The following is a 20,625-nucleotide window of genomic DNA, read 5'->3' as shown; positions in this document are numbered from 1 at the left end:
GGCGCGGGGCGGGGGCGCGAGGTGGGGGTGGGGGCGGGGGGCGGGGGGCGGGGTGGGTCAGGACTTGCCGAATTCGCGTTGGATGATGGCGAAGATGTCGTCCTCGGTGGCGGTGGACAGGTCGTCGGCCACGGCTACGGCCTCGGCCGGGGCGGGCGACGCGGAAGCCGGCGACGAGGGATCCAGCGAGGCCGGATCCAGCGAGGCGGGGGATGGCGACGACGGGGCGGTGGCACCTCGCCAGTGGGCCAGCAGATCCTCCAGGCGGCGGGTGATCTCCGAGTCGTCGCGCCGGTCGGCGGGGACGGTCCGCAGCAGTTCCTCGAGCCGTTCGATCTCGGCGACGACCGGGGTGGCCGCCCCGTGCGGCACCAGCTCGGCGCGCAGGTGCTCGGCGAGCGCGGCCGGCGTCGGATAGTCGAAGACGAGGGTGCTGGGCAGGGCGAGACCGGTCTCGGCGGTGAGCCGGTTGCGCAGCTCCACGGCGGTCAGCGAGTCGAAGCCGAGTTCCAGGAAGCCCCGGGCGGCACGGATCGCTGCCGGGGTGCGGTGCCCCAGCACGGTGGCGGCGGTGCCGCGTACAAGGTCGAGCAGGATGCGGTCCCGCTCGGTGTCGCCCGCGGCGGCCAGCCGGTCCCGCAGCTCCTGCGGGGCGCCGGTGCCCGACGGCGGCGTCTCCGGGCGTTCGACGGCACCGGCCTCGGGGACGCCGCCGAGCAGGGGGCTGGGCCGCAGGGCGGTGAAGGAGGCGGCGAACCGGTCCCAGGCGACGTCGGCGACGACGACGCTCGTGTCGTCGCGGTCGAGGGCCGCCTGCAACGCGGCGACCGCCAGCTCCGGGTCCATCGCCGGCAGCCCCCGGCGGCCGAGCTGTTCCTGCTGCTCGCCATGCGCCATCCCCGCGCCGGCCCACGGGCCCCACGCCACCGCGGTGCCGGCGGCACCCCGGGCGCGCCGCCGGGCCACCAGCCCGTCGAGGTACGCGTTGGCCGCCGCGTAGCCGGCCTGCCCGGCCGAGCCCCACACCCCGGCGATGGACGAGAACACCACGAACGCGTCCAACTCCGGCAGCAACGCATCGAGATGCGCCGCCCCGTCGACCTTGGCGCGCAGCACCTCGCGCAGCTCGTCGGCGGTCAGCTCGCCCAGCGGGGTGGAGTGCGCCGCGCCCGCCGCGTGCACGACGGCGCGCACCGGGTCACCGTCGGCGGCGAGGCCGTCGAGCAGCGCGCCCAGCGCTGACCGGTCCGCCACGTCACAGGCCGCCACCGTCACCCGCACCCCGGACGCCCGCAACCGCTCCGCCAACTCCACCGCACCCACAGCCCGCTCACCACGCCGACTCACCAACACCACATGCCCGGCACCCGCACCGACCGCCCACTCCGCAACCCGGGAACCGAGAGCCCCCGTACCACCGGTGATCAGCACCGTCCCCGACAACCGAAACTCCCGCCGCGCAGCCTCACCGCCGGCACGGGCCAGCCGGCGCACGAACAGCCCCGACGACCGCACCGCCACCTGATCCTCGACACGCGCCGCGAGCACCTGACACACCCGACGGACCGCGCGGGCGTCCACCACCTCCGGCAGATCCACCAGGCCACCCCACCGTCGTGGCTCCTCCAACGCGGCCACCCGGCCCAGGCCCCAGGCGGCAGCGGCGACCGGGTCGACCGGGGCGTCCGACGTGCCCACGGACACCGCGCCCCGGGTCACCCACCACACCCGGCCGCCCAGGTCGGCGGCGGCCAGCGCCTGCACCGCACCCAGGGCCTCGCCCACGCCGACGCCGGCCAGCGACAGCAGCGACACCACACCGGCGGCCTCGCCGACGTCGCGGAGCGACTTCGCCACCAGTTCGCGGTCGTCCGCCGGGCCGTCGAGCGTCAACGTCCGGACCTTCGCCCCGGCCGAGGCGAGCCCCTCGGTCACGGCCGCGAGCACCGGGGCATCGACCCCGTCGTACGGCACCAGCACCAGCCAGGTCCCGGTCAGCTCCGCCCGCGCATCGGGTACGGCCTGCCACCCGACGCGGTAGCGCCACGAGTCGACGGTGGACCGCTGCTGACCCGCCCGCCGCCAGCGGGCGAGCTTCGGCAGCAGGTCACTGAGCGACTGCTCCGCCGCCAACTCCGCACCGAGGCCGGTCAGGTCCTCCCGCTCCACCGCCGCCCAGAACCGCTCGTCGGTCGCCGAGCCCCCGGTGGTGGACGCGACGGCGGCCGGCGAAGCGTCGTGCAGCCAGTACAGCTGGTGCTGGAAGGCGTAGGTGGGCAGGTCGACGGTACGAGGTTGCCCGCCGGTGTGGGTGAACCAGGCGGCCCAGTCCACCGGGCTGCCGGTGACGTGCAGCCGGGCCAGGGCCGCCACGAGGGATGTCGTTTCGGGCTGGTCGCGGCGCAGCGCCGCCACCAGGTGCGCGGGGCGGTCGGCCGGGGTATCGGCGGCCATCGCCGTCAACGTCGCGTCCGGCCCCACCTCCACGAACGTCGACACGCCCAGCTCACGAAGGGTGACGATGGAGTCGGCGAACCGCACCGCCTCCCGCACATGCCGCACCCAGTACTCCGGGTCGGTGATCTCCCCCGCCTCCGCCACCCGCCCCGTCAGGTTCGACACGACCGGCAGCCTCGGCGCACGCCACTCCAGGCCGGCCAGGACCGTGCGGAACTCGGCCAGCATCGGCTCCATGAGCCGCGAGTGGAACGCGTGACTCACCGGCAGCCGCTTGACCCGCCAACCCCGCTCGGCGCACTCCCCCGCGATCCGATCCAACTCGACAACCTCGCCGGCCAGCACCACCGCCCGCGGCCCGTTCACCGCCGCCACGTCCACACCGTCACCGGCCAACCCGCGCGCCTCGCCCTCGGCCACGCCCACCGCCAACATCCCGCCACCGCTGGGCAACGCCTGCATCAACCGGCCCCGCGCCGCCACCAACGCGCACGCATCCTCCAGCGACAACACACCCGCCACATACGCCGCCGTCACCTCACCGATCGAATGACCCACCAGGTAGTCGCCGGTCACGCCGAAGGCAGCGAGCAGCTCGTGCAGCGCCACTTCCAGGGCGAACAGGCCCGCCTGCGTGTACGCCGTCTGATCCAACAGCCCCGCCAGATCACTGCCCGGTGAAGCGAACACCACCTCCCGCAACGAGCGGTCGAACCAGCCCTCGAACCGGGCGCACACCCGGTCGAAAGCATCCGCGTACACCGGGAACCGGTCGTACAACTCCCGGCCCATCCCCGACCGCTGCGCACCCTGACCCGTGAACAACAACGCCCGCCGACCCGAGACCACCTCACCGGTGAACACACCGGGTGCCGCAACGGAGCCGGCCAGCGCGGCAAGCCCCTCGCACAGGTCGTCCCCAGTCACGCCGAGGACGACAGCCCGGTGCTCCAGGGCGGCGCGGGCGGTCGCGAGCGACCAGGCGACGTCGGCCGCCGTCGGCCCCGCGTCGGATCCCAGGTGCTCGGCGAGCCGGGTGGCCTGCGCGGCGAGGGCTTCCGGCGTGCGCGCCGACACCAGCCAGGGCACCACGGGCAGGTCGACGGGCCGGGGCGGCTCGGCCTCGACGGGCTCCGCCTGCTCGAGGATCACGTGGGCGTTGGTCCCGGAGATGCCGAACGAGGAGACGGCGGCCCGGCGCGGGCGGTCCACCACCGCCGGCCACTCGCGGCCCTCGGTCACCAGCGTGACCGCGCCCGACGTCCAGTCCACCTTCGTGGAGGGCTCGTCCACGTGCAGGGTCGCCGGCACCACGCCGTGTCGCAGGGCGAGGACCAGCTTGATCACCCCGGCGACACCGGCCGCCGCCTGCGTGTGGCCGATGTTCGACTTGATCGACCCGAGTAGCAGCGGCGCGGCGTCGCCCCGACCCTGCCCGTACGTCGCAAGCAACGCCTGCGCCTCGATCGGATCACCCAACGTCGTGCCGGTCCCGTGGGCCTCCACCACGTCCACGTCGGCCGGGGACAATCCCGCCGACGCGAGGGCCTGCCGGATCACCCGCTGCTGCGACGGACCATTCGGCGCGGTCAACCCGTTCGACGCACCGTCCTGGTTCACCGCAGAGCCGCGCACCACGGCGAGAACCGTGTGACCGTTACGCCGCGCGTCCGACAGCCGCTCGACGAGGAGCACCCCGACGCCCTCACCCCACCCGGTGCCGTCCGCCGACTCCGCGAACGACCGGCACCGCCCGTCGGCGGAGAGGCCGCCCTGCTTCGCGAACTCGACGAAGGTCGCCGGTGAGGCCATGACCGTCACGCCGCCCGCGAGGGCCAGGTCGCACTCGCCCGAACGCAGTGACTGTGCCGCCAGGTGCAACGCGACCAGCGACGACGAGCACGCCGTGTCGACGGTGACCGCCGGCCCCTCGAACCCGAACGAGTACGCCACCCGCCCGGACAGGACGCTGGTCGCGTTGCCGGTGAGCAGGTGGCCGCCGACCTCCTGGTCCCGGCCCATGGCCGTGGACGCGTACCCCTGGAAGCTGGCACCCGCGAAGACGCCGACCCGCTCCCCCTTCAGGCGGGACGGGTCCACGCCCGCCGACTCGACCGCCTCCCAGGAGACCTCCAGCAGCAGCCGCTGCTGCGGGTCCATGGCGACGGCCTCGCGGGGGGAGATGCCGAAGAACTCGGCGTCGAACGCTCCCGCGTCGTAGACGAAGCCGCCCTGGCGGGGGAACGAGGTGTCGGACAGCCGGCCGTCGAGGAAGCTGTCCCAGCCCCGGTCGAGGGGGAAGTCGGAGATGCCGTCGCGCCCGGCGGTGAGCATGTCCCACAGCTGGTCGGCGGTGTCGACTCCGCCGGGCAGGCGGCAGGCCATGCCGACGATCACGATGGGGTCGTCGTCGACGGCCGCGGCCCGCTCCCGCTCCACCGCCCCGGCCGGGGTGCCGGTCAGCTCGGCGGTGAGGTGGGCGACGAGCGCCAGCGGCGTCGGGTGGTCGAAGACGAGGGTGCTGGGCAGGGCGAGGCCGGTCTCGGCGGTGAGCCGGTTGCGCAGCTCCACGGCGGTCAGCGAGTCGAAGCCCTGCCGCTGGAACGCCTGGTCGGCGGGGACGGCGTCCGGCGTGGCGTGCCCGAGCACCGCGGCCACCTGGGCGCGCACGAGGTCGAGCAGGTACGCGTCCCGTTCGGCGGTCGTCAGGGTGGCGAGCCGCCGGCCGAGCTGCGCCCGTTCCTCCCCCGCATCGGCGGCGGCATCGGGCGACGCGGGCCGCGCCTCGGGGATCTCGTCCAGCAGGGGGCTGGGTCGCAGGGCGGTGAAGGAGGCGGCGAACTGGTCCCAGGCGACGTCGGCGACGACGACGCTCGTGTCGTCCCGGTCGAGGGCCGCCTGCAACGCGGCGACCGCCAGCTCCGGATCCATCGCCGGCAGCCCCCGGCGGGCCAGTTGCTCCTGCGCCTCGCCCTGGACGGCCATGCCGGCACCCGCCCACGGGCCCCACGCCACGGCCGTGGCGGCGGTGCCCCGGGCCCGTCGGCGCGCGACGAGGGCGTCGACGAAGGCGTTGGCCGCCGCGTAGCCGGCCTGCCTGGCCGAGCCCCACACCCCGGCGATGGACGAGAACACCACGAACGCGTCCAACTCCGGCAGCAACGCATCGAGATGCGCCGCCCCGTCGACCTTGGCGCGCAGCACCTCGCGCAGTTCGTCCGGCGTGACGTCGGCCAGCGGGGTGAACTGGGGCGCTCCGGCGGCGTGCACGACGGCGCGGACGGGGTCACCGGCGTCGGCGAGGCCGTCGAGCAGCGCGCCGAGCGCCGACCGGTCCGCCACGTCACACGCCGCCACCGTCACCCGCGCCCCGGACGCCCGCAACCGCTCCGCCAACTCCACCGCACCCACAGCCCGCTCACCACGCCGACTCGTCAACACAAGGTGTTCTGCCCCGACACCCACCGCCCACCGCGCCACCCGGGAGCCCAACGCCCCGGTGCCGCCGGTGACCAGCACCGTCCCCGACAACCGGAACTCCCGCCGCGCAGACTCACCACCCGCCCGCACCAGCCGCCGCACGAACAACCCCGACGACCGCACCGCCACCTGATCCTCGACACCCGCCGCCAACACCTGACACACCCGCCGCACCGCCCGACCGTCCACCACCTCCGGCAGATCCACCAGGCCACCCCACCAGCCCGGCAGCTCCAACGCCGCCACCCGGCCCACGCCCCACACGGCCGCCGCGACCGGGTCGACCGGGGCGTCCGACCTGCCCACGGACACCGCGCTCCGGGTCACCCACCACACCCGGCCGCTGACGCCGCAGTCGTTCAGCGCCTGCACCACGGCGAGGGTCTCGCCCACGCCGGCACCGGCCAGCGACAGCAGCGACAGGACCCCGGCGATCTCACCCGGGCTGGGCAGCGCGGCCCGCAGCCGCTCGGCCGCGTCGTCCCGGTTCGTCCCCGCCGGGTCGAGGCTGACCGTCAGGACCTCCGCGCCGTGCGCGGCCAGGCCCTCGGCAAGGGGGTGGTCGGCCTGCGCCGGGGGCACCAGGACAAGCCACCTCCCGGTCAACCCCTCCGACGGTACGGCCGGAGCGGGCCGCCACTCGACGCGGTAGCGCCACGAGTCGACGGTGGACCGCCGCTGACCCGCCCGCCGCCAGCGGGCGAGCTTCGGCAGCAGGTCACGCAGCGGCTGCTCCGCCGCCAACTCCGCACCGAGGCCGGTCAGGTCCTCCCGCTCCACCGCCGCCCAGAACCGCTCGTCGATGTCGTCGCTCGCTCGCGAGGTGCCGCCGACAGCCGATACGGGCTCGGGCCAGTACCACCTGCGGTGGAAGGCGTAGGTGGGCAGGTCGACGGTGCGGGGCTGGCCGCCGGTGTGGGTGAACCAGGCGGCCCAGTCCACGGGCGTGCCGGTGACGTGCAGCCGGGCCAGGGCGTTCACGATGCCGGTCGCCTCGGACTGGTCACGGCGCAGCGCCGCCACCAGGTGCACCGGACGGCCGACGGGCGTGTCGGCAGCCATCGCCGTCAACGTCGCATCCGGCCCCACCTCCACGAAGCTGCTGACGCCCAGGTCGTGCAGGGTAGCCACGGCATCGCCGAACCGGACCGCCTCCCGCACGTGCCGCACCCAGTACTCGGGGTCGGTGATCTCCCCCGCCTCCGCCACCCTGCCCGTCACGTTCGACACGATCGGCAGCCTCGGGGCCCGCCAGTCCAAGCCTTGGAGCACCGTCCGGAACTCCGCCAGCATCGGCTCCATCAACCGCGAATGGAACGCGTGACTCACCGGCAACCGCTTGACCCGCCAACCCCGATCCACGCACTCCCCCGCGATCCGATCAAGATCGGCCACCGGCCCCGACAGCACCACGGACTGTGGACCGTTCACCGCCGCCACATCCACACCGCCACCAGCCAGCGCACGCACCTCGGCCTCAGCCGCGCCCACCGCCAACATCCCGCCACCGGTCGGCAACGCCTGCATCAACGAACCCCGCGCCGCCACCAACGCACACGCGTCCTCCAACGACAACACACCCGCCACATGCGCGGCCGTCACCTCACCGATCGAATGACCCACGAGATAGTCAGCCGTCACACCAAACGAGGCCAACAGCTCATGCAACGCCACTTCCAGGGCGAACAGACCCGCCTGCGTGTAAACGGTCTGATCCAACAACCCCGCCAGATCAGAGCCCGGTGATGCGAACACCACCTCCCGCAACGAACGTTCAAGCCGGCCCGCGAACAGGGCACACACCCGGTCGAACGCGTCCGCATACACCGGGAACCGGTCATACAACTCCCGACCCATCCCCGACCGCTGCGCACCCTGACCCGTGAACAACAACACCCGACGACCCGAGACCACCTCACCGGTCACCACACCCGGAGCCGCCACGCCGGCCGCCACCGCATCCAGCCCGGACAACAGGTCGTCTCGACCCGCCCCCAGCACGACCGCCCGGTGCTCCAGAGCAGACCGCGACGTGGCGAGCGACCACCCCACGTCGACCGGCGACAGCCCGGGGTGCTCCCGAACGAAGTCGGCCAGGCGTGCCGCCTGCCCACCCAGAGCCTCCGCCGAACGCGCCGACACCAGCCACGGCACCACCGGCAACTCGACCAGCACCGGCGGCTCCGCGTCGACCGGCCCCGCCTGCTCGACGATCACGTGCGCGTTGGTGCCGGAGATCCCGAACGACGACACCGCCGCCCGACGTGGCCGACCCACCACCGGCCACTCACGTGGCTCCGTCACCAACTCGACCGCACCCGACGACCAGTCCACCTTCGACGACGGCGCATCGACGTGCAGGGTCGCCGGCACCACGCCATGCCGCAGGGCGAGGACCATCTTGATGATCCCGGCGACGCCCGCCGCCGCCTGCGTGTGACCCAGGTTCGACTTCACCGACCCCAGCAGCAGCGGCGTCTCCCGACCCTGCCCGTACGTCGCCAACAACGCCTGAGCCTCGATCGGGTCGCCCAGCGTGGTGCCCGTGCCGTGCGCCTCCACCACGTCCACGTCCAACGGCGACAGCCGAGCCGACGCCAGGGCCTGCCGGATCACCCGCTGCTGCGACGGCCCATTCGGCGCGGTAAGACCGTTCGACGCACCGTCCTGGTTCACGGCGCTACCGCGCACCACGGCGAGGACCCGACGGGCGTCCCGCCGGGCGTCCGACAGGCGCTGCACCAGCAGCACCCCGACGCCCTCGCCCCAACCCGTCCCGTCCGCCGACTCCGCGAACGACCGGCACCGCCCGTCGGCGGACAGTCCCCGCTGCCGGGAGAACTCGACGAACGCGCCGGGAGTGGCCATCACGGTGACGCCGCCGGCCAGCGCGAGGTCGCACTCGCCCGACCGGAGTGACTGCGCCGCCAGGTGCAGCGCCACCAGCGACGACGAGCACGCCGTGTCGACGGTGACCGCCGGCCCCTCGAACCCGAACGAGTACGCCACCCGCCCCGACAGGACGCTCGCGGAGGCCCCGGTGGCGCCGTAGCCGGCGAGCTGTTCGCCGCCGTTGCGGATGAGGTTGTCGAAGTCCTGCCCGTTGGTGCCGGCGAAGACGCCGACGCGCCCGCCGCGCAGCGTGAGGGGGTCGATACGGGCGTCCTCGATCGCCGCCCAGGACACCTCCAGCAGCAGCCGCTGCTGCGGGTCCATGGCGACGGCCTCGCGGGGGGAGATGCCGAAGAACCCGGCGTCGAACGCCCCCGCGTCGGCGAGGAACGCCCCCTGCGTCACGTACGACGCCCCGGGGTGCCCGGGGTCGGGGTGGTGGAGCGCGGTCAGGTCCCAGTGCCGGTCGGTGGGGAAGTCCGACATGGCGTCGACGCCGTCGGCGAGCAGCCGCCAGAACTCCTCCGGCGAGCCGGCCCCGGCGGGAAAGCGGCAGCCCATGCCGACGATGACGATCGGGTCGTCGTCGACGGGGCGTACGGCCGGGGCCGTCGCGGACGGCGACTGCCCGCCCAGCAGTTCCGCGCGGATGTGGGCCGCCAGGGCGGTGGGGTTGGGGTGGTCGAAGGCGAGCGTGGCGGGCAGGGTCAGCCCGGTGGCGGCGTCGAGCCGGTTGCGCAGCTCGACGGCGGTCAGCGAGGTGAAGCCGAGGTCCCGGAACGCGCGTTCGGCCGGCACCCGGTCGGCGCTGCCGTGGCCGAGCACCGCCGCCACCTCGGCGCGCACCAGGTCGCGGAGGGTGTCGAGCTGCTCGGCGTCGGTGAGCCCGGCGAGGCGGTCCCGCAGGGCACCGCCGCCGGCTGCCCGGTCGGCGGTGGCGGCGTCGGTGACCTGCGGCGCGGTCAGCAGGCCCCGGATCAGCGGGTCGGGGCGGCGGCCGGCGGCGCTGCCCGCCACCCGGTCCCAGTCGACGTCGGCGACGACGAGGTGGATCTCGTCGTCCTCCAACGTGCCGGTGAGGGCGCGGACGGCCGTGGCGGGATCCATCGCCCCGAACCCGTTGCGGGCCATCCGGTGTTCGAAGTCGCCTGCGCTGACGCCACCGTCGGCCCACAGCCCCCAGGCGATGGCGGTGGCGGGCAGCCCCTCGGCGCGGCGGCGCCGGGCGAGGGCGTCGAGCCAGGCGTTGCCGGGGGCGTAGTTGGCCTGCCCGGGTCCGCCCATGGTGCCGGCGAGGGAGGAGAACAGCACGAACGCGGACAGCTCGTGGTCCCGGGTCAGCTCGTCGAGGTTGCGGGCCGCGTCGACCTTGGCGCGCAGGGCGGTCGCCATCCGGTCTGCGGTGAGGGCGTCGACCACGGTGTCGTCGAGCGCCGCAGCCGTGTGCACGACGGCGGTGAGCGGCAGGTCGGCGGGGATCGCCGCGAGCAGGTCGCGCAGGGCGTCCCGGTCGGCGGCGTCGCAGGCCGCCACGGTGACGCGGGTGCCGAGGGCGGTCAGTTCCTCGGCGAGGGCGGCGGCGCCGGGGGCGTCGGGGCCACGGCGGCTGACCAGCAGCAGGTGATCGGCCCCGGCCGCCGCGAGGGCGCGGGCGACGTGCCCGCCGAGCGCGCCGGTCCCGCCGGTGACGAGGGTGGTGCCGCGCGGGGTCCAGGCGCGTGCGGGGGTGGCGGGCCGCCGGGCGCGGGTCAACCGCCGGGCGTACGTGCCGGTGGCGCGCACCGCGAGCTGGTCCTCCGCGCGCTCGCCGCCGAGCAGCCGGCGCACCTGTCGTACGCCGCGCGCGTCGGCGGTCGGGGGCAGGTCCACGAGCCCGCCCCAGCGTTGGGGGTGCTCGGCGCGCAGCACGCCGCCGAAGCCCCACAGGGTCGCCTGGTCGCAGTCGACGGCCTGGTCGCTGGGGTCGACGGCGACCGCGCCCCGGGTGGCGATCCAGAGCCGGGCGGGGATCGCGGCGTCGCCGAGGGCCTGGGCGAGGGCGACGGTGTGGGCGAGGCCGGCGGGCACGGAGGCGGCGTCGGGGTGCGCGCCGGTTGCGAGGCCGAGCAGCGACAGGACGGTGCCGGGTCGCCCCTGGCCGTCGGCGTACGCGTCGGCGAGGTCGCGGGCGAGGCCGGCCCGGTCCCGGTCGGCGGCGACCCGCAGCACCCGTACGCCGGGCGCGGCGAGCGCGCTCGCCCACTGTCCGGCCGCCACATCGCCGGGCACGAGGGCGTCGTCGGGCACGACGAGCAGGAGGTCGTCGGCCTCCCGCCGGTGGTGGTCGGCCAGCGGCTGCCAGGTGACCCGGTACCGCCACGAGTCGAGGCTCGACCCGGCGGGGGCGGTGCCGTGGGGGCGGGTGCGGGCGTCGAGCCAGTAGCGCTGGTGGTGGAAGGCGTAGGTGGGCAGGTCGACGGTGCGGGGCTGGCCGCCGGTGTGGGTGAACCAGGCGGCCCAGTCCACGGGCGTGCCGGTGACGTGCAGCCGGGCGAGGGCGGTGACCAGGGCGGTCGTGTCGTCCTGGTCACGGCGCAGCGCCGCCACCAGGTGCGCCGGACGCTCCGCCGGGGTGTCGGCGGCCATCGCCGTCAACGTCGCGTCCGGCCCCACCTCCACGAACGACTTCACGCCCAGCCCGTGCAGGGTGGTGATCGAGTCGCCGAACCGCACGGCCTCCCGCACATGCCGCACCCAGTAGTCAGGGCTGGTGATCTCGGCCGTCTCCGCGATGCGCCCCGTCACGTTCGACACGATCGGCAACCTCGGCGTCTGCCAATCCAAGCCTTCGAGGACCGACCGGAACTCGGCGAGCATCGGCTCCATCAACCGCGAATGGAACGCGTGACTCACCGGCAGCCGCTTCGCCCGCCACCCCTTCTCCGCACACCGCTGGGCGATCACGTCCAGGTCGGCGACCAGCCCCGACAACACCACCGCCCGCGGACCGTTCACCGCCGCCACGTCCACACCGTCACCAGCCAGCGCACGCACCTCGGCCTCGGCCGCGCCCACCGCCAACATCCCGCCACCAGCAGGCAACGCCTGCATCAACGAACCCCGCGCCGCCACCAACGCACACGCGTCCTCCAACGACAACACACCCGCCACATGCGCGGCCGTCACCTCACCGATCGAATGCCCCACGAGATAGTCAGCCGTCACACCAAACGAGGCCAACAGCTCGTACAGGGCCACTTCCAGGGCGAACAGACCCGCCTGCGTGAACGCCGTCTGATCCAACAGGGCCGCCAGGTCGGAACCCGACTCCGCGAACACCACCTCCCGCAACGGACGATCGAGGCGACCCGCGAACAGCCCACACACCCGGTCGAACGCCTCCGCATACACCGGGAACCGGACATACAGTTCACGACCCATCCCTGACCGCTGCGCACCCTGACCCGTGAACAACAACACCCGACGACCCGACGACACCTCACCCGCCACCACACCCGGGGCGGTCTCGTCGGCGGCCAGCGTGTCCAGGCCGGACAGCAGGGCATCGCGGTCGGCGCCGAGGAGCACCGCCCGGTGCTCCAACGCGGCCCGCGAGGTCGCGAGGGACCACCCCACGTCGACCGGCGACAGCCCGGGGTGCTCCCGGACGAAGTCGGCCAGCCGCACCGCCTGCCCACCGAGGGCCTCCGCCGAACGCGCCGACACCAACCACGGCACCACCGGCAGGCCGACGGAACCGGCCGACCCGACCTCGGCCTCCACCGGATCCGCCTGCTCCACGATCACGTGCGCATTCGTCCCCGAGATCCCGAACGACGACACCGCCGCCCGACGCGGCCGACCCACCACCGGCCACTCACGTGGCTCCGTCACCAACTCGACCGCACCCGACGACCAGTCCACCTTCGTGGAAGGCTCGTCCACATGCAGGGTTGCCGGCACCACACCGTGCCGCATCGCCTGCACCATCTTGATCACACCGGCGACGCCGGCCGCCGCCTGCGTGTGGCCCAGGTTCGACTTCACCGACCCCAGCAGCAGCGGCGTCTCCCGCCCCTGCCCGTACGTCGCCAACAACGCCTGCGCCTCGATCGGGTCCCCGAGGGTCGTGCCCGTGCCGTGCGCCTCCACCACGTCCACGTCCAACGGCGACAGCCGAGCCGACGCCAGGGCCTGCCGGATCACCCGCTGCTGCGACGGCCCATTCGGCGCCGTCAACCCGTTCGACGCACCGTCCTGGTTGACCGCGCTGCCGCGTACCACGGCCAGGACGCGGTGGCCGAGCCGCCGGGCGTCGCTGAGGCGTTCCACGAGGAGCATGCCGACGCCCTCGGACCAGCCGGTGCCGTCGGCGCCCTCGGCGAACGACTTGCACCGCCCGTCGGGGGCGAGGCCGCGCTGCCGGCTGAAGTCGACGAAGGTCTCCAGGGTGGTCATCACGGTGACGCCGCCGGCCAGCGCGAGGGTGCACTCGCCGGAGCGCAGCGACTGCACGGCGAGGTGCAGCGCGACGAGGGACGACGAGCAGGCGGTGTCGACGGTGAGCGCGGGCCCCTCGAACCCGAACGTGTAGGCGACCCGGCCGGAGAGGACGCTGCTGGCGGTGCCGCCGCCGATGAACGCGTCCAGGGTCTCGGGCACCTCGGCCAGCCCGGCGGCGTAGTTGTGGTACATCATGCCGGCGAACACGCCGACGCGACTGCCGCGCAGGGACAGCGGGTCGATGCGGGCGTCCTCGATCGCCTCCCAGGACGCCTCCAGCATGAGCCGCTGCTGCGGGTCCATGGCGAGGGCCTCGTACGGCGAGACCTTGAACAGCTCCGGGTCGAAGTCACCGGCGTCGTGCAGGAACCCGCCCTCCCGCGCGTACGTGCTGCCCCGGCGCTGCCCGGTCGGGTCGTACGCGGCGTCGGTGTCCCAGCCCCGGTCGGTGGGGAATCCGGTGATGCCGTCGGTGCCGGTCGCGACGAGTTCCCACAGCTGCTCGGGCGAGCGGACGCCGCCCGGGTAGCGGCAGCTCATCCCGACGATGGCGATGGGCTCGTGGTTCTTGGCGTCGGCCGCCTTGAGGCGCTCGCTGGTCTCGGCGAGGTCGGCGGTGACGCGCTTGAGGTACTCACGGAGCTTGGCTTCGTTCGCCATCGGGATTCACCTGTCGCGTTGGTCGGCAAGCGGGGCGGTACGACGGTCAGGAGCGACCGAACGTGCTGTCGATGAAGTCGAAGAGTTCGTCGTCGCTGGCGTCGTCGATCACCTGGGCGACGCCGGCGGTGTCACCGCTGTCGCCGTCCCAGCGGGTGAGCAGCGCCCGCAGGCGGGCGGCGACGGCGGCGCGGGTCTCCTCGTCGGCGGCGAGTTCGGCGAGGGCCTCGGCGGGGGTCGCGGCGAACGCCGCCTCCAGCCGGTCCAGTTCGTCGAGGAGGGTGGGCGCGGACCGGCCGGGGCCGAGCTGCGTCATCAGGTGCCCGGTGAGCGCCTCGGGGGTGGGGTGGTCGAAGACGAGGGTGGCCGGCAGCGTCAGGCCGGTGCGGGCGGTGAGCCGGTTGCGCAGGTCGACGGCGGTCAGCGAGTCGAAGCCCAGTTCGGTGAAGGACTGGCCGGGGGCTACGGCGGCGGCCGTGGCGTACCCGAGGACCTCGGCGACCTGACCGGTGACGAGTTCCTCGACGAGCCGCCGGCGCTCGGCGTCGGGGGCGTCGGCGATCCGGTCGCGGAAGTTGCCGGCCGGTGCGGCGGACCCGGCGGCGCTGCGCCGGGCGCGGACGCCGGCCAGGCCGCGCAGCGGCGCGGGCAGGTGGTCGACGGTGGCGAGGGCACGCAGCGCGGCGAGGTCGAGGCGGACGGGCAGCAGCAGCGGCTGCCGGCTGCTGCGGCTGGCGTCGAAGAGGGCGAGCGCCTGCCCGACCGCGAGGGGGGTGATGCCCTGGCGGGCCATCCGTTCCCGGCGGGCGGTGCCCAGGTCGCGGGTCATCCCGCTGTCGGTCTCCCACAGCCCCCAGGCCAGGGAGGTGGCGGCGAGGCCGGCGGCGCGCCGGTGCTGGGCGAGCCCGTCGAGGAACGCGTTGGCCGCCGCGTAGTTGCCCTGCCCGGGGCCGCCGAGGGGGCCGGCGATGGACGAGAACAGCACGAACATCGGCAGGTCCAGGTGCCGGGTGAGGTCGTGCAGGTGCCAGGCGGCGTCGGCCTTGGGGCGCAGCGCGGCGGCGATCCGCTCGGGGGTGAGCGCGGTGACGGTCGCGTCGTCGAGGACCCCGGCGGCGTGCACGACGCCGGTGAGGGGGTGTTCGGCGGCGACGGTGGCGAGCAGCGCGGCGACCTGGTCGCGGTCGGCGACGTCGCAGGCGACGAAGCGGGCGTGCGCGCCGAGGCGGGTGAGTTCGGCGAGGAGGTCGGCGGCGCCGGGGGCGTCGCCGCCGCGCCGGCCGGCGAGGAGCAGGTGCCGGACCTTGTGGGCGGTGACGAGGTGGCGGGCGAGGAGGCCGCCGAGGGTGCCGGTGGCGCCGGTGACGAGCACGGTGCCGTCGGGGAGGAGATCGACGGCCCCCGTGGGGTCGGGTTCGGCGGGGGCGAGCCGGGGCGCGAGGAGCTGGCCGGCGCGGAGGGCGAGCTGGGGTTCGTCGCTGGCCAGGGCCCGGCCGAGCAGGTCGGCGTCGATGTCGGGGCCGGCTTCGGGGTCGAGGTCGACCAGCACGAGCCGGCCGGGGTGTTCCAGTTGCGCGGAGCGCACCAGGCCCCAGACGGCCGCGCCGGGCAGGTCGGTCACGTCGCCGGTGGCGGTGGCGGGGACCGCGCCGCGGGTGAGCACGACGAGCCGGCGGTCGGCGTGCCGGTCGTCGGCCAGCCAGCCCTGGACGGCGGCGAGGGTGTCGGCGAGCCGGGCGCGGGTGGCGTCGAGGGGGTCGCCAGGCGGGGTGGTCCCGGCGGGCGACAGGTCTCCGGCGGGCAGCAGCACGAACCGGGGGTCGAGCCGGCCGGCGGCGACGGCGTCGGCGAGCGCGGGGAGCCCGTCGGGCAGCGACGCGGCGGCGGTTGCGGTGGAGCCGGCGGCGTCGAGCGCGACGATGCCGGTCGCCGGGCGGGGCGGCAGGGGCAGCGCGGTCCAGCGCAGGTCGAACAGGGGCAGGTCGGCGGGGCCGTTCGGGTCGAGCTGGTCGGCGCCGACGGGCCGGGAGACGAGCGAGTCGACCCGGGCGACGGGCGCGCCGGTGCCGTCGGCGAGGGTGAGGGTGACGGCGGAGCCGGCGCGGGTGACGCGTACCCGAAGGTGGGTCGCGCCGACGGCGGCGAGCGCGACGCCGGACCACGCGAACGGGAGTCGGGCCCCGGCGGTCTCGTCGGCGTCGTCGGCGTCGGTGAGGCCGACGACGTGCAGCGCCGCGTCCAGCAGCGCGGGGTGCAGGCCGAACCCGTCGGCGGCGACGCCGTCGGGCAGCGCGACCTCCGCGAGCACGGCATCGGGGGTACGCCACGCGGCGCGCAGCCCCCGGAACGTGGGCCCGTGGTCGACGCCGAGGCGGTGGAGCTGGGCGTAGATGGGCTCGACGGGCACGGCGGTGGCGTCGGCGGGCGGCCACTCGGTGAGCGCCTCGGGCGCGTCGCCGCCGGGGGCGAGGAGCCCGTCGGCGTGCCGGGTCCAGTCGCCGTGCGGGTCGTCGGCGGGCCGGGAGTGGATGGCGAGCCGACGGCGGCCGTGTTCGTCGGGGGCGGCGAGGCTGAGCTGCACCGCGCGGGCGCCCTGCTCGGGCAGGACGAGCGGGGCGGCGAGGGTCAGCTCCGCCAGGGTGTCGCAGGCGGCCTGCGCCCCGGCGTGCAGGGCCAGCTCCACGAGCGCGGTGCCCGGCACGACGACGGAGCCCCACACGACGTGGTCGGCGAGCCAGGGCTGGGTACGCACCGACAGCCGCCCGCCGTACAGGCGGGTGTCGTCGTCGGCGGAGACGAGTTCGGCGGTGAGCAGGGGGTGTCCGGCGCTGCGGACCCCGAGGCCGGAGGCGTCGGCGCCGGACGGGCTCGCGTCGAGCCAGTAGCGCTGGTGGTGGAAGGCGTAGGTGGGCAGGTCGACGGTGCGGGGCTGGCCGCCGGTGTGGGTGAACCACGCCGCCCAGTCCACGGGCGTGCCGGTGACGTGCAGCCGGGCCAGGGCGTTCACGATGCCGGTCGCCTCGGACTGGTCACGGCGCAGCGCCGCCACCAGGTGCACCGGACGGTCGACGGGCGTGTCGGCAGCCATCGCCGTCAACGTCGCGTCCGGCCCCACCTCCACGAACGACGTCACGCCCAACCCGTGCAGGGTGGTGATCGAGTCGCCGAACCGCACGGCCTCCCGCACGTGCCGCACCCAGTAGTCGGGGCTGGTGATCTCCCCCGCCTCGGCGACCCTGCCGGTCAGGTTGGAGACGATGGGCAGCCTCGGCGTCTGCCAGTCCAGGCCCGCCAGGACCGTCCGGAACTCGGCGAGCATCGGCTCCATCAGCCGCGAATGGAACGCGTGACTCACCGACAGCCGCTTCGCCCGCCAACCCCGCTCGGCACACCGCTGGGCGATCACGTCCAGGTCGGCGACCGGCCCCGACAACACCACCGCCCGCGGACCGTTCACCGCCGCCACGTCCACACCGTCACCAGCCAGCGCACGCACCTCGGCCTCGGCCGCGCCCACCGCCAACATCCCGCCACCAGCAGGCAACGCCTGCATCAACGAACCCCGCGCCGCCACCAACGCACACGCGTCCTCCAACGACAACACACCCGCCACATGCGCGGCCGTCACCTCACCGATCGAATGCCCCACGAGATAGTCAGCCGTCACACCAAACGAGGCCAACAGCTCATGCAACGCCACTTCCAGGGCGAACAGACCCGCCTGCGTGTACACCGTCTGATCCAACAACCCCGCCAGATCAGAGCCCGGTGATGCGAACACCACCTCCCGCAACGGACGGTCGAGGCGGCCCGCGAACAGGGCACACACCCGGTCGAACGCCTCCGCGTACACCGGGAACCGGTCATACAACTCCCGACCCATCCCCGACCGCTGCGCACCCTGACCCGTGAACAACAACACCCGACGACCCGACGACACCTCGCCGGTGACCACACCCGGGGCGGTCTCGCCGGCGATAAGCGCGTCCAGGCCGGACAGCAGGGCATCGCGGTCGGCACCGAGGAGCACCGCCCGGTGCTCCAATGCGGCCCGCGACGTAGCGAGGGACCAGCCCACGTCGACCGGCGACAGCCCGGACCGCTCCCGGACGTGCCCGGCCAGCCGGCCCGCCTGTCCGGCGAGGGCGTCGGCCGTACGCGCCGACACCAGCCACGGCACCACCGGCAGCCTGACCGGCGCCGTCGGCTCCGCGTTGGCCGGCTCCGCCTGCTCGACGATCACGTGCGCGTTGGTGCCGGAGATCCCGAACGACGACACCGCCGCCCGGCGCGGGCGGTCGGCCGCCGGCCACGGCGTCGGTTCGGTCGCGAGGGCGACCGCGCCTGAGGACCAGTCCACCTTGGACGACGGCGCGTCGACGTGCAGGGTGGCGGGGACGAGGCCGTGTCGCATCGCCTGCACCATCTTGATCACCCCGGCGACGCCGGCGGCAGCCTGGGGGTGGCCGAGGTTCGACTTGATCGACCCGAGCAGCAGCGGCGTCTCCCGACCCTGCCCGTAGGTCGCGAGCAGCGCCTGCGCCTCGATCGGGTCGCCGAGGGTGGTGCCCGTGCCGTGCGCCTCGACCACGTCCACGTCGGCCGGCGACAGCCGCGCCGACGCGAGGGCCTGCCGGATCACCCGCTGCTGCGACGGACCATTCGGCGCGGTCAACCCGTTCGATGCGCCGTCCTGGTTCACCGCGCTCCCCCGCACCACGGCGAGGACGCGGTGGCCGAGCCGCCGGGCGTCGTCGAGGCGTTCCACGAGGAGGATGCCGACGCCCTCGGCGAGGGCGGTGCCGTCGGCGCCGTCGGCGAACGCCTTGCACCGGGCCGACATGGACAGGTTGCCCTGCCGGGTGAAGTCGACGAAGACGGCGGGGGTGGGCATCACGGTGACGCCGCCGGCCAGGGCCAGGTCGGATTCGCCGGAGCGCAGCGACTGCGCCGCCAGGTGCAGGGCGACCAGCGACGACGAGCAGGCGGTGTCGACGGTGACGGCCGGGCCCTCGAACCCGAGCGCGTACGCCACCCGGCCGGAGCTGATGCTGCCGGCGTTGCCGAGGCCGAGGTAGTCGACGACACCGTCGGGGACGTCGGTGGCCCCGGCGGCGTAGTCGCCGTGGGTGAGGCCGGCGAACACGCCGACGCGGCCGCCGCGCAGCCCGGTCGGGTCGATCCCGGCGGACTCGAACGCCTCCCAGGACACCTCCAGCAGCAGCCGCTGCTGCGGGTCCATGGCGAGGGCCTCGCGGGGGGAGATGCCGAAGAACCGGGGGTCGAAGTCACCGGCGTCGTGGACGAAGCCGCCCTCGGCGACGCAGGAGGTGCCGGGGCGTTCGCGGGTCGGGTCGTGCAGGTCGGTGAGGTCCCAGCCCCGGTCGGCGGGGAACGGGCCGACGGCGTCGCCGGAGGCGGCGACGAGGTCCCACAGCGCGTCGGGCGAGGTGATCCCGCCGGGGAAGCGGCAGGCCATCCCGACGATGGCGATCGGCTGCCCGGCGGCGTCCTCGACGTCGCGGAGGCGTTGCCGGGTCCGCCGCAGGTCGGTGGTGACCCTCTTCAGATACTCCCGGAGCTTCTCTTCGGTGTCCATCAACCTGACCCATCGCGGTGGCCGGCGGAGACCTGACGTAGGCGACGGGACGAATGCGCGAATTCCTCAGGCCAGATCGGTTCTACGTCCTTTGCACAATGCGGCCGGCAGCCCCCGGGTCCCCTCTGCCGGGGAAAGCTATGGCGTCGCGATGACCTGCGACAACCCCTAACCCGCGCGGCGGTCCGCTAGGGGTGGCCGCCCCCGGTGGATCCGATTAGCGTCCTTTTGATCGCACCGGTGCCGGCGGATCCCGGCACCACCGCTGGAAGGACCGCGTGTACGCATGACCGACTCAGACAACGGCCTGTGGGTCCGCCGGTTCCACCCGGCGCCGGCCGGGGCGCGGCGGCTGGTGTGCCTGCCGCACGCCGGTGGGTCCGCGAGTTTCTACTTTCCCGTGTCGCGGGCGCTGTCGCCGGCGGTGGAGGTGCTCGCGATCCAGTATCCGGGGCGGCAGGACCGCCGCCAGGAGCCGTGCGTGGACAACCTGCCGGAGCTGGCCCGGCAGGTGTTCGGGGTGCTGCGGCCGTGGCTGGACCAGCCGCTGGCGATCTTCGGACACAGCATGGGCGCGACGCTGGGCTTCGAGGTGGCGCGGCTGATCGAGGCGGAGACGGGCGCGTCGGCGGCGCACCTGTTCCCGTCCGGGCGGCGGGCCCCGTCGTGCCCACGGCACGAGACGGTGCACCTGCTCGACGACGAGGGGCTGCTCGCCGACGTACGCAGGCTCAGTGGCACGAACTCGGCGGTGCTCGGCGACCCGGAGATGCTGCGGGCGGCGCTGCCGGCGATCCGCAACGACTACCGGGCGGCGGAGACGTACGAGTACACGCCGGGGCCGAAGCTGGGCTGCCCGGTGACGGTGTTCACGGGCGACGCCGACCCGAAGACGACGGTCGACGAGGCGCGGGCGTGGGAGCGGCACACCACGGGCGCGTTCGACCTTCAGGTGTTCCCGGGTGGGCACTTCTTCCTGGCGCAGCACCAGCCGGCGATCCTGCGTACGATCTCGGCGGCTCTGGCGCGTACGCCGGTGTCCTGACCGCAGTGGT

The 20,625-nt window shown here is 74.6% G+C and carries 3 protein-coding genes; 1 reads left to right on the top strand and 2 read right to left on the bottom strand.

Annotated elements, in window-relative coordinates:
* Positions 1 to 57: 57 nt before the first annotated feature.
* Both TK50_RS11360 and TK50_RS11355 read right to left on the bottom strand, forming a co-directional pair.
* Positions 58 to 13,977, bottom strand: a complete 13,920-nt coding sequence (locus TK50_RS11360) for a type I polyketide synthase (RefSeq protein WP_422119942.1) — start codon at positions 13,975 to 13,977, stop codon at positions 58 to 60.
* A 40-nt stretch (positions 13,978 to 14,017) separates the two neighbouring features.
* The gene (locus TK50_RS11355) at positions 14,018 to 19,570 is read right to left on the bottom strand and encodes a type I polyketide synthase (protein WP_199486000.1); all 5,553 of its coding nucleotides are present in this window, start codon (positions 19,568 to 19,570) and stop codon (positions 14,018 to 14,020) included.
* Positions 19,571 to 19,856: 286 nt separating this feature from the next.
* Between TK50_RS11355 and TK50_RS11350 the strand changes: the two genes are divergently transcribed.
* Complete coding sequence (locus TK50_RS11350; protein WP_043962709.1) at positions 19,857 to 20,615, top strand: thioesterase II family protein; 759 nt, start codon at positions 19,857 to 19,859, stop codon at positions 20,613 to 20,615.
* Positions 20,616 to 20,625 lie beyond the last annotated feature (10 nt).

The organism is Micromonospora haikouensis (assembly GCF_000876225.1).
Classification (GTDB): Bacteria; Actinomycetota; Actinomycetes; order Mycobacteriales; family Micromonosporaceae; genus Micromonospora; species Micromonospora haikouensis.
This window is presented reverse-complemented; position numbering and strand designations above follow the sequence as displayed.

Excerpts from the sequence above, each read along its gene's own strand:
- TK50_RS11355 (WP_199486000.1), bottom strand. The coding sequence starts at position 19,570 with ATGGACACCGAAGAGAAGCTCCGGGAGTATCTGAAGAGGGTCACCACC.
- TK50_RS11350 (WP_043962709.1), top strand. The coding sequence starts at position 19,857 with ATGACCGACTCAGACAACGGCCTGTGGGTCCGCCGGTTCCACCCGGCG.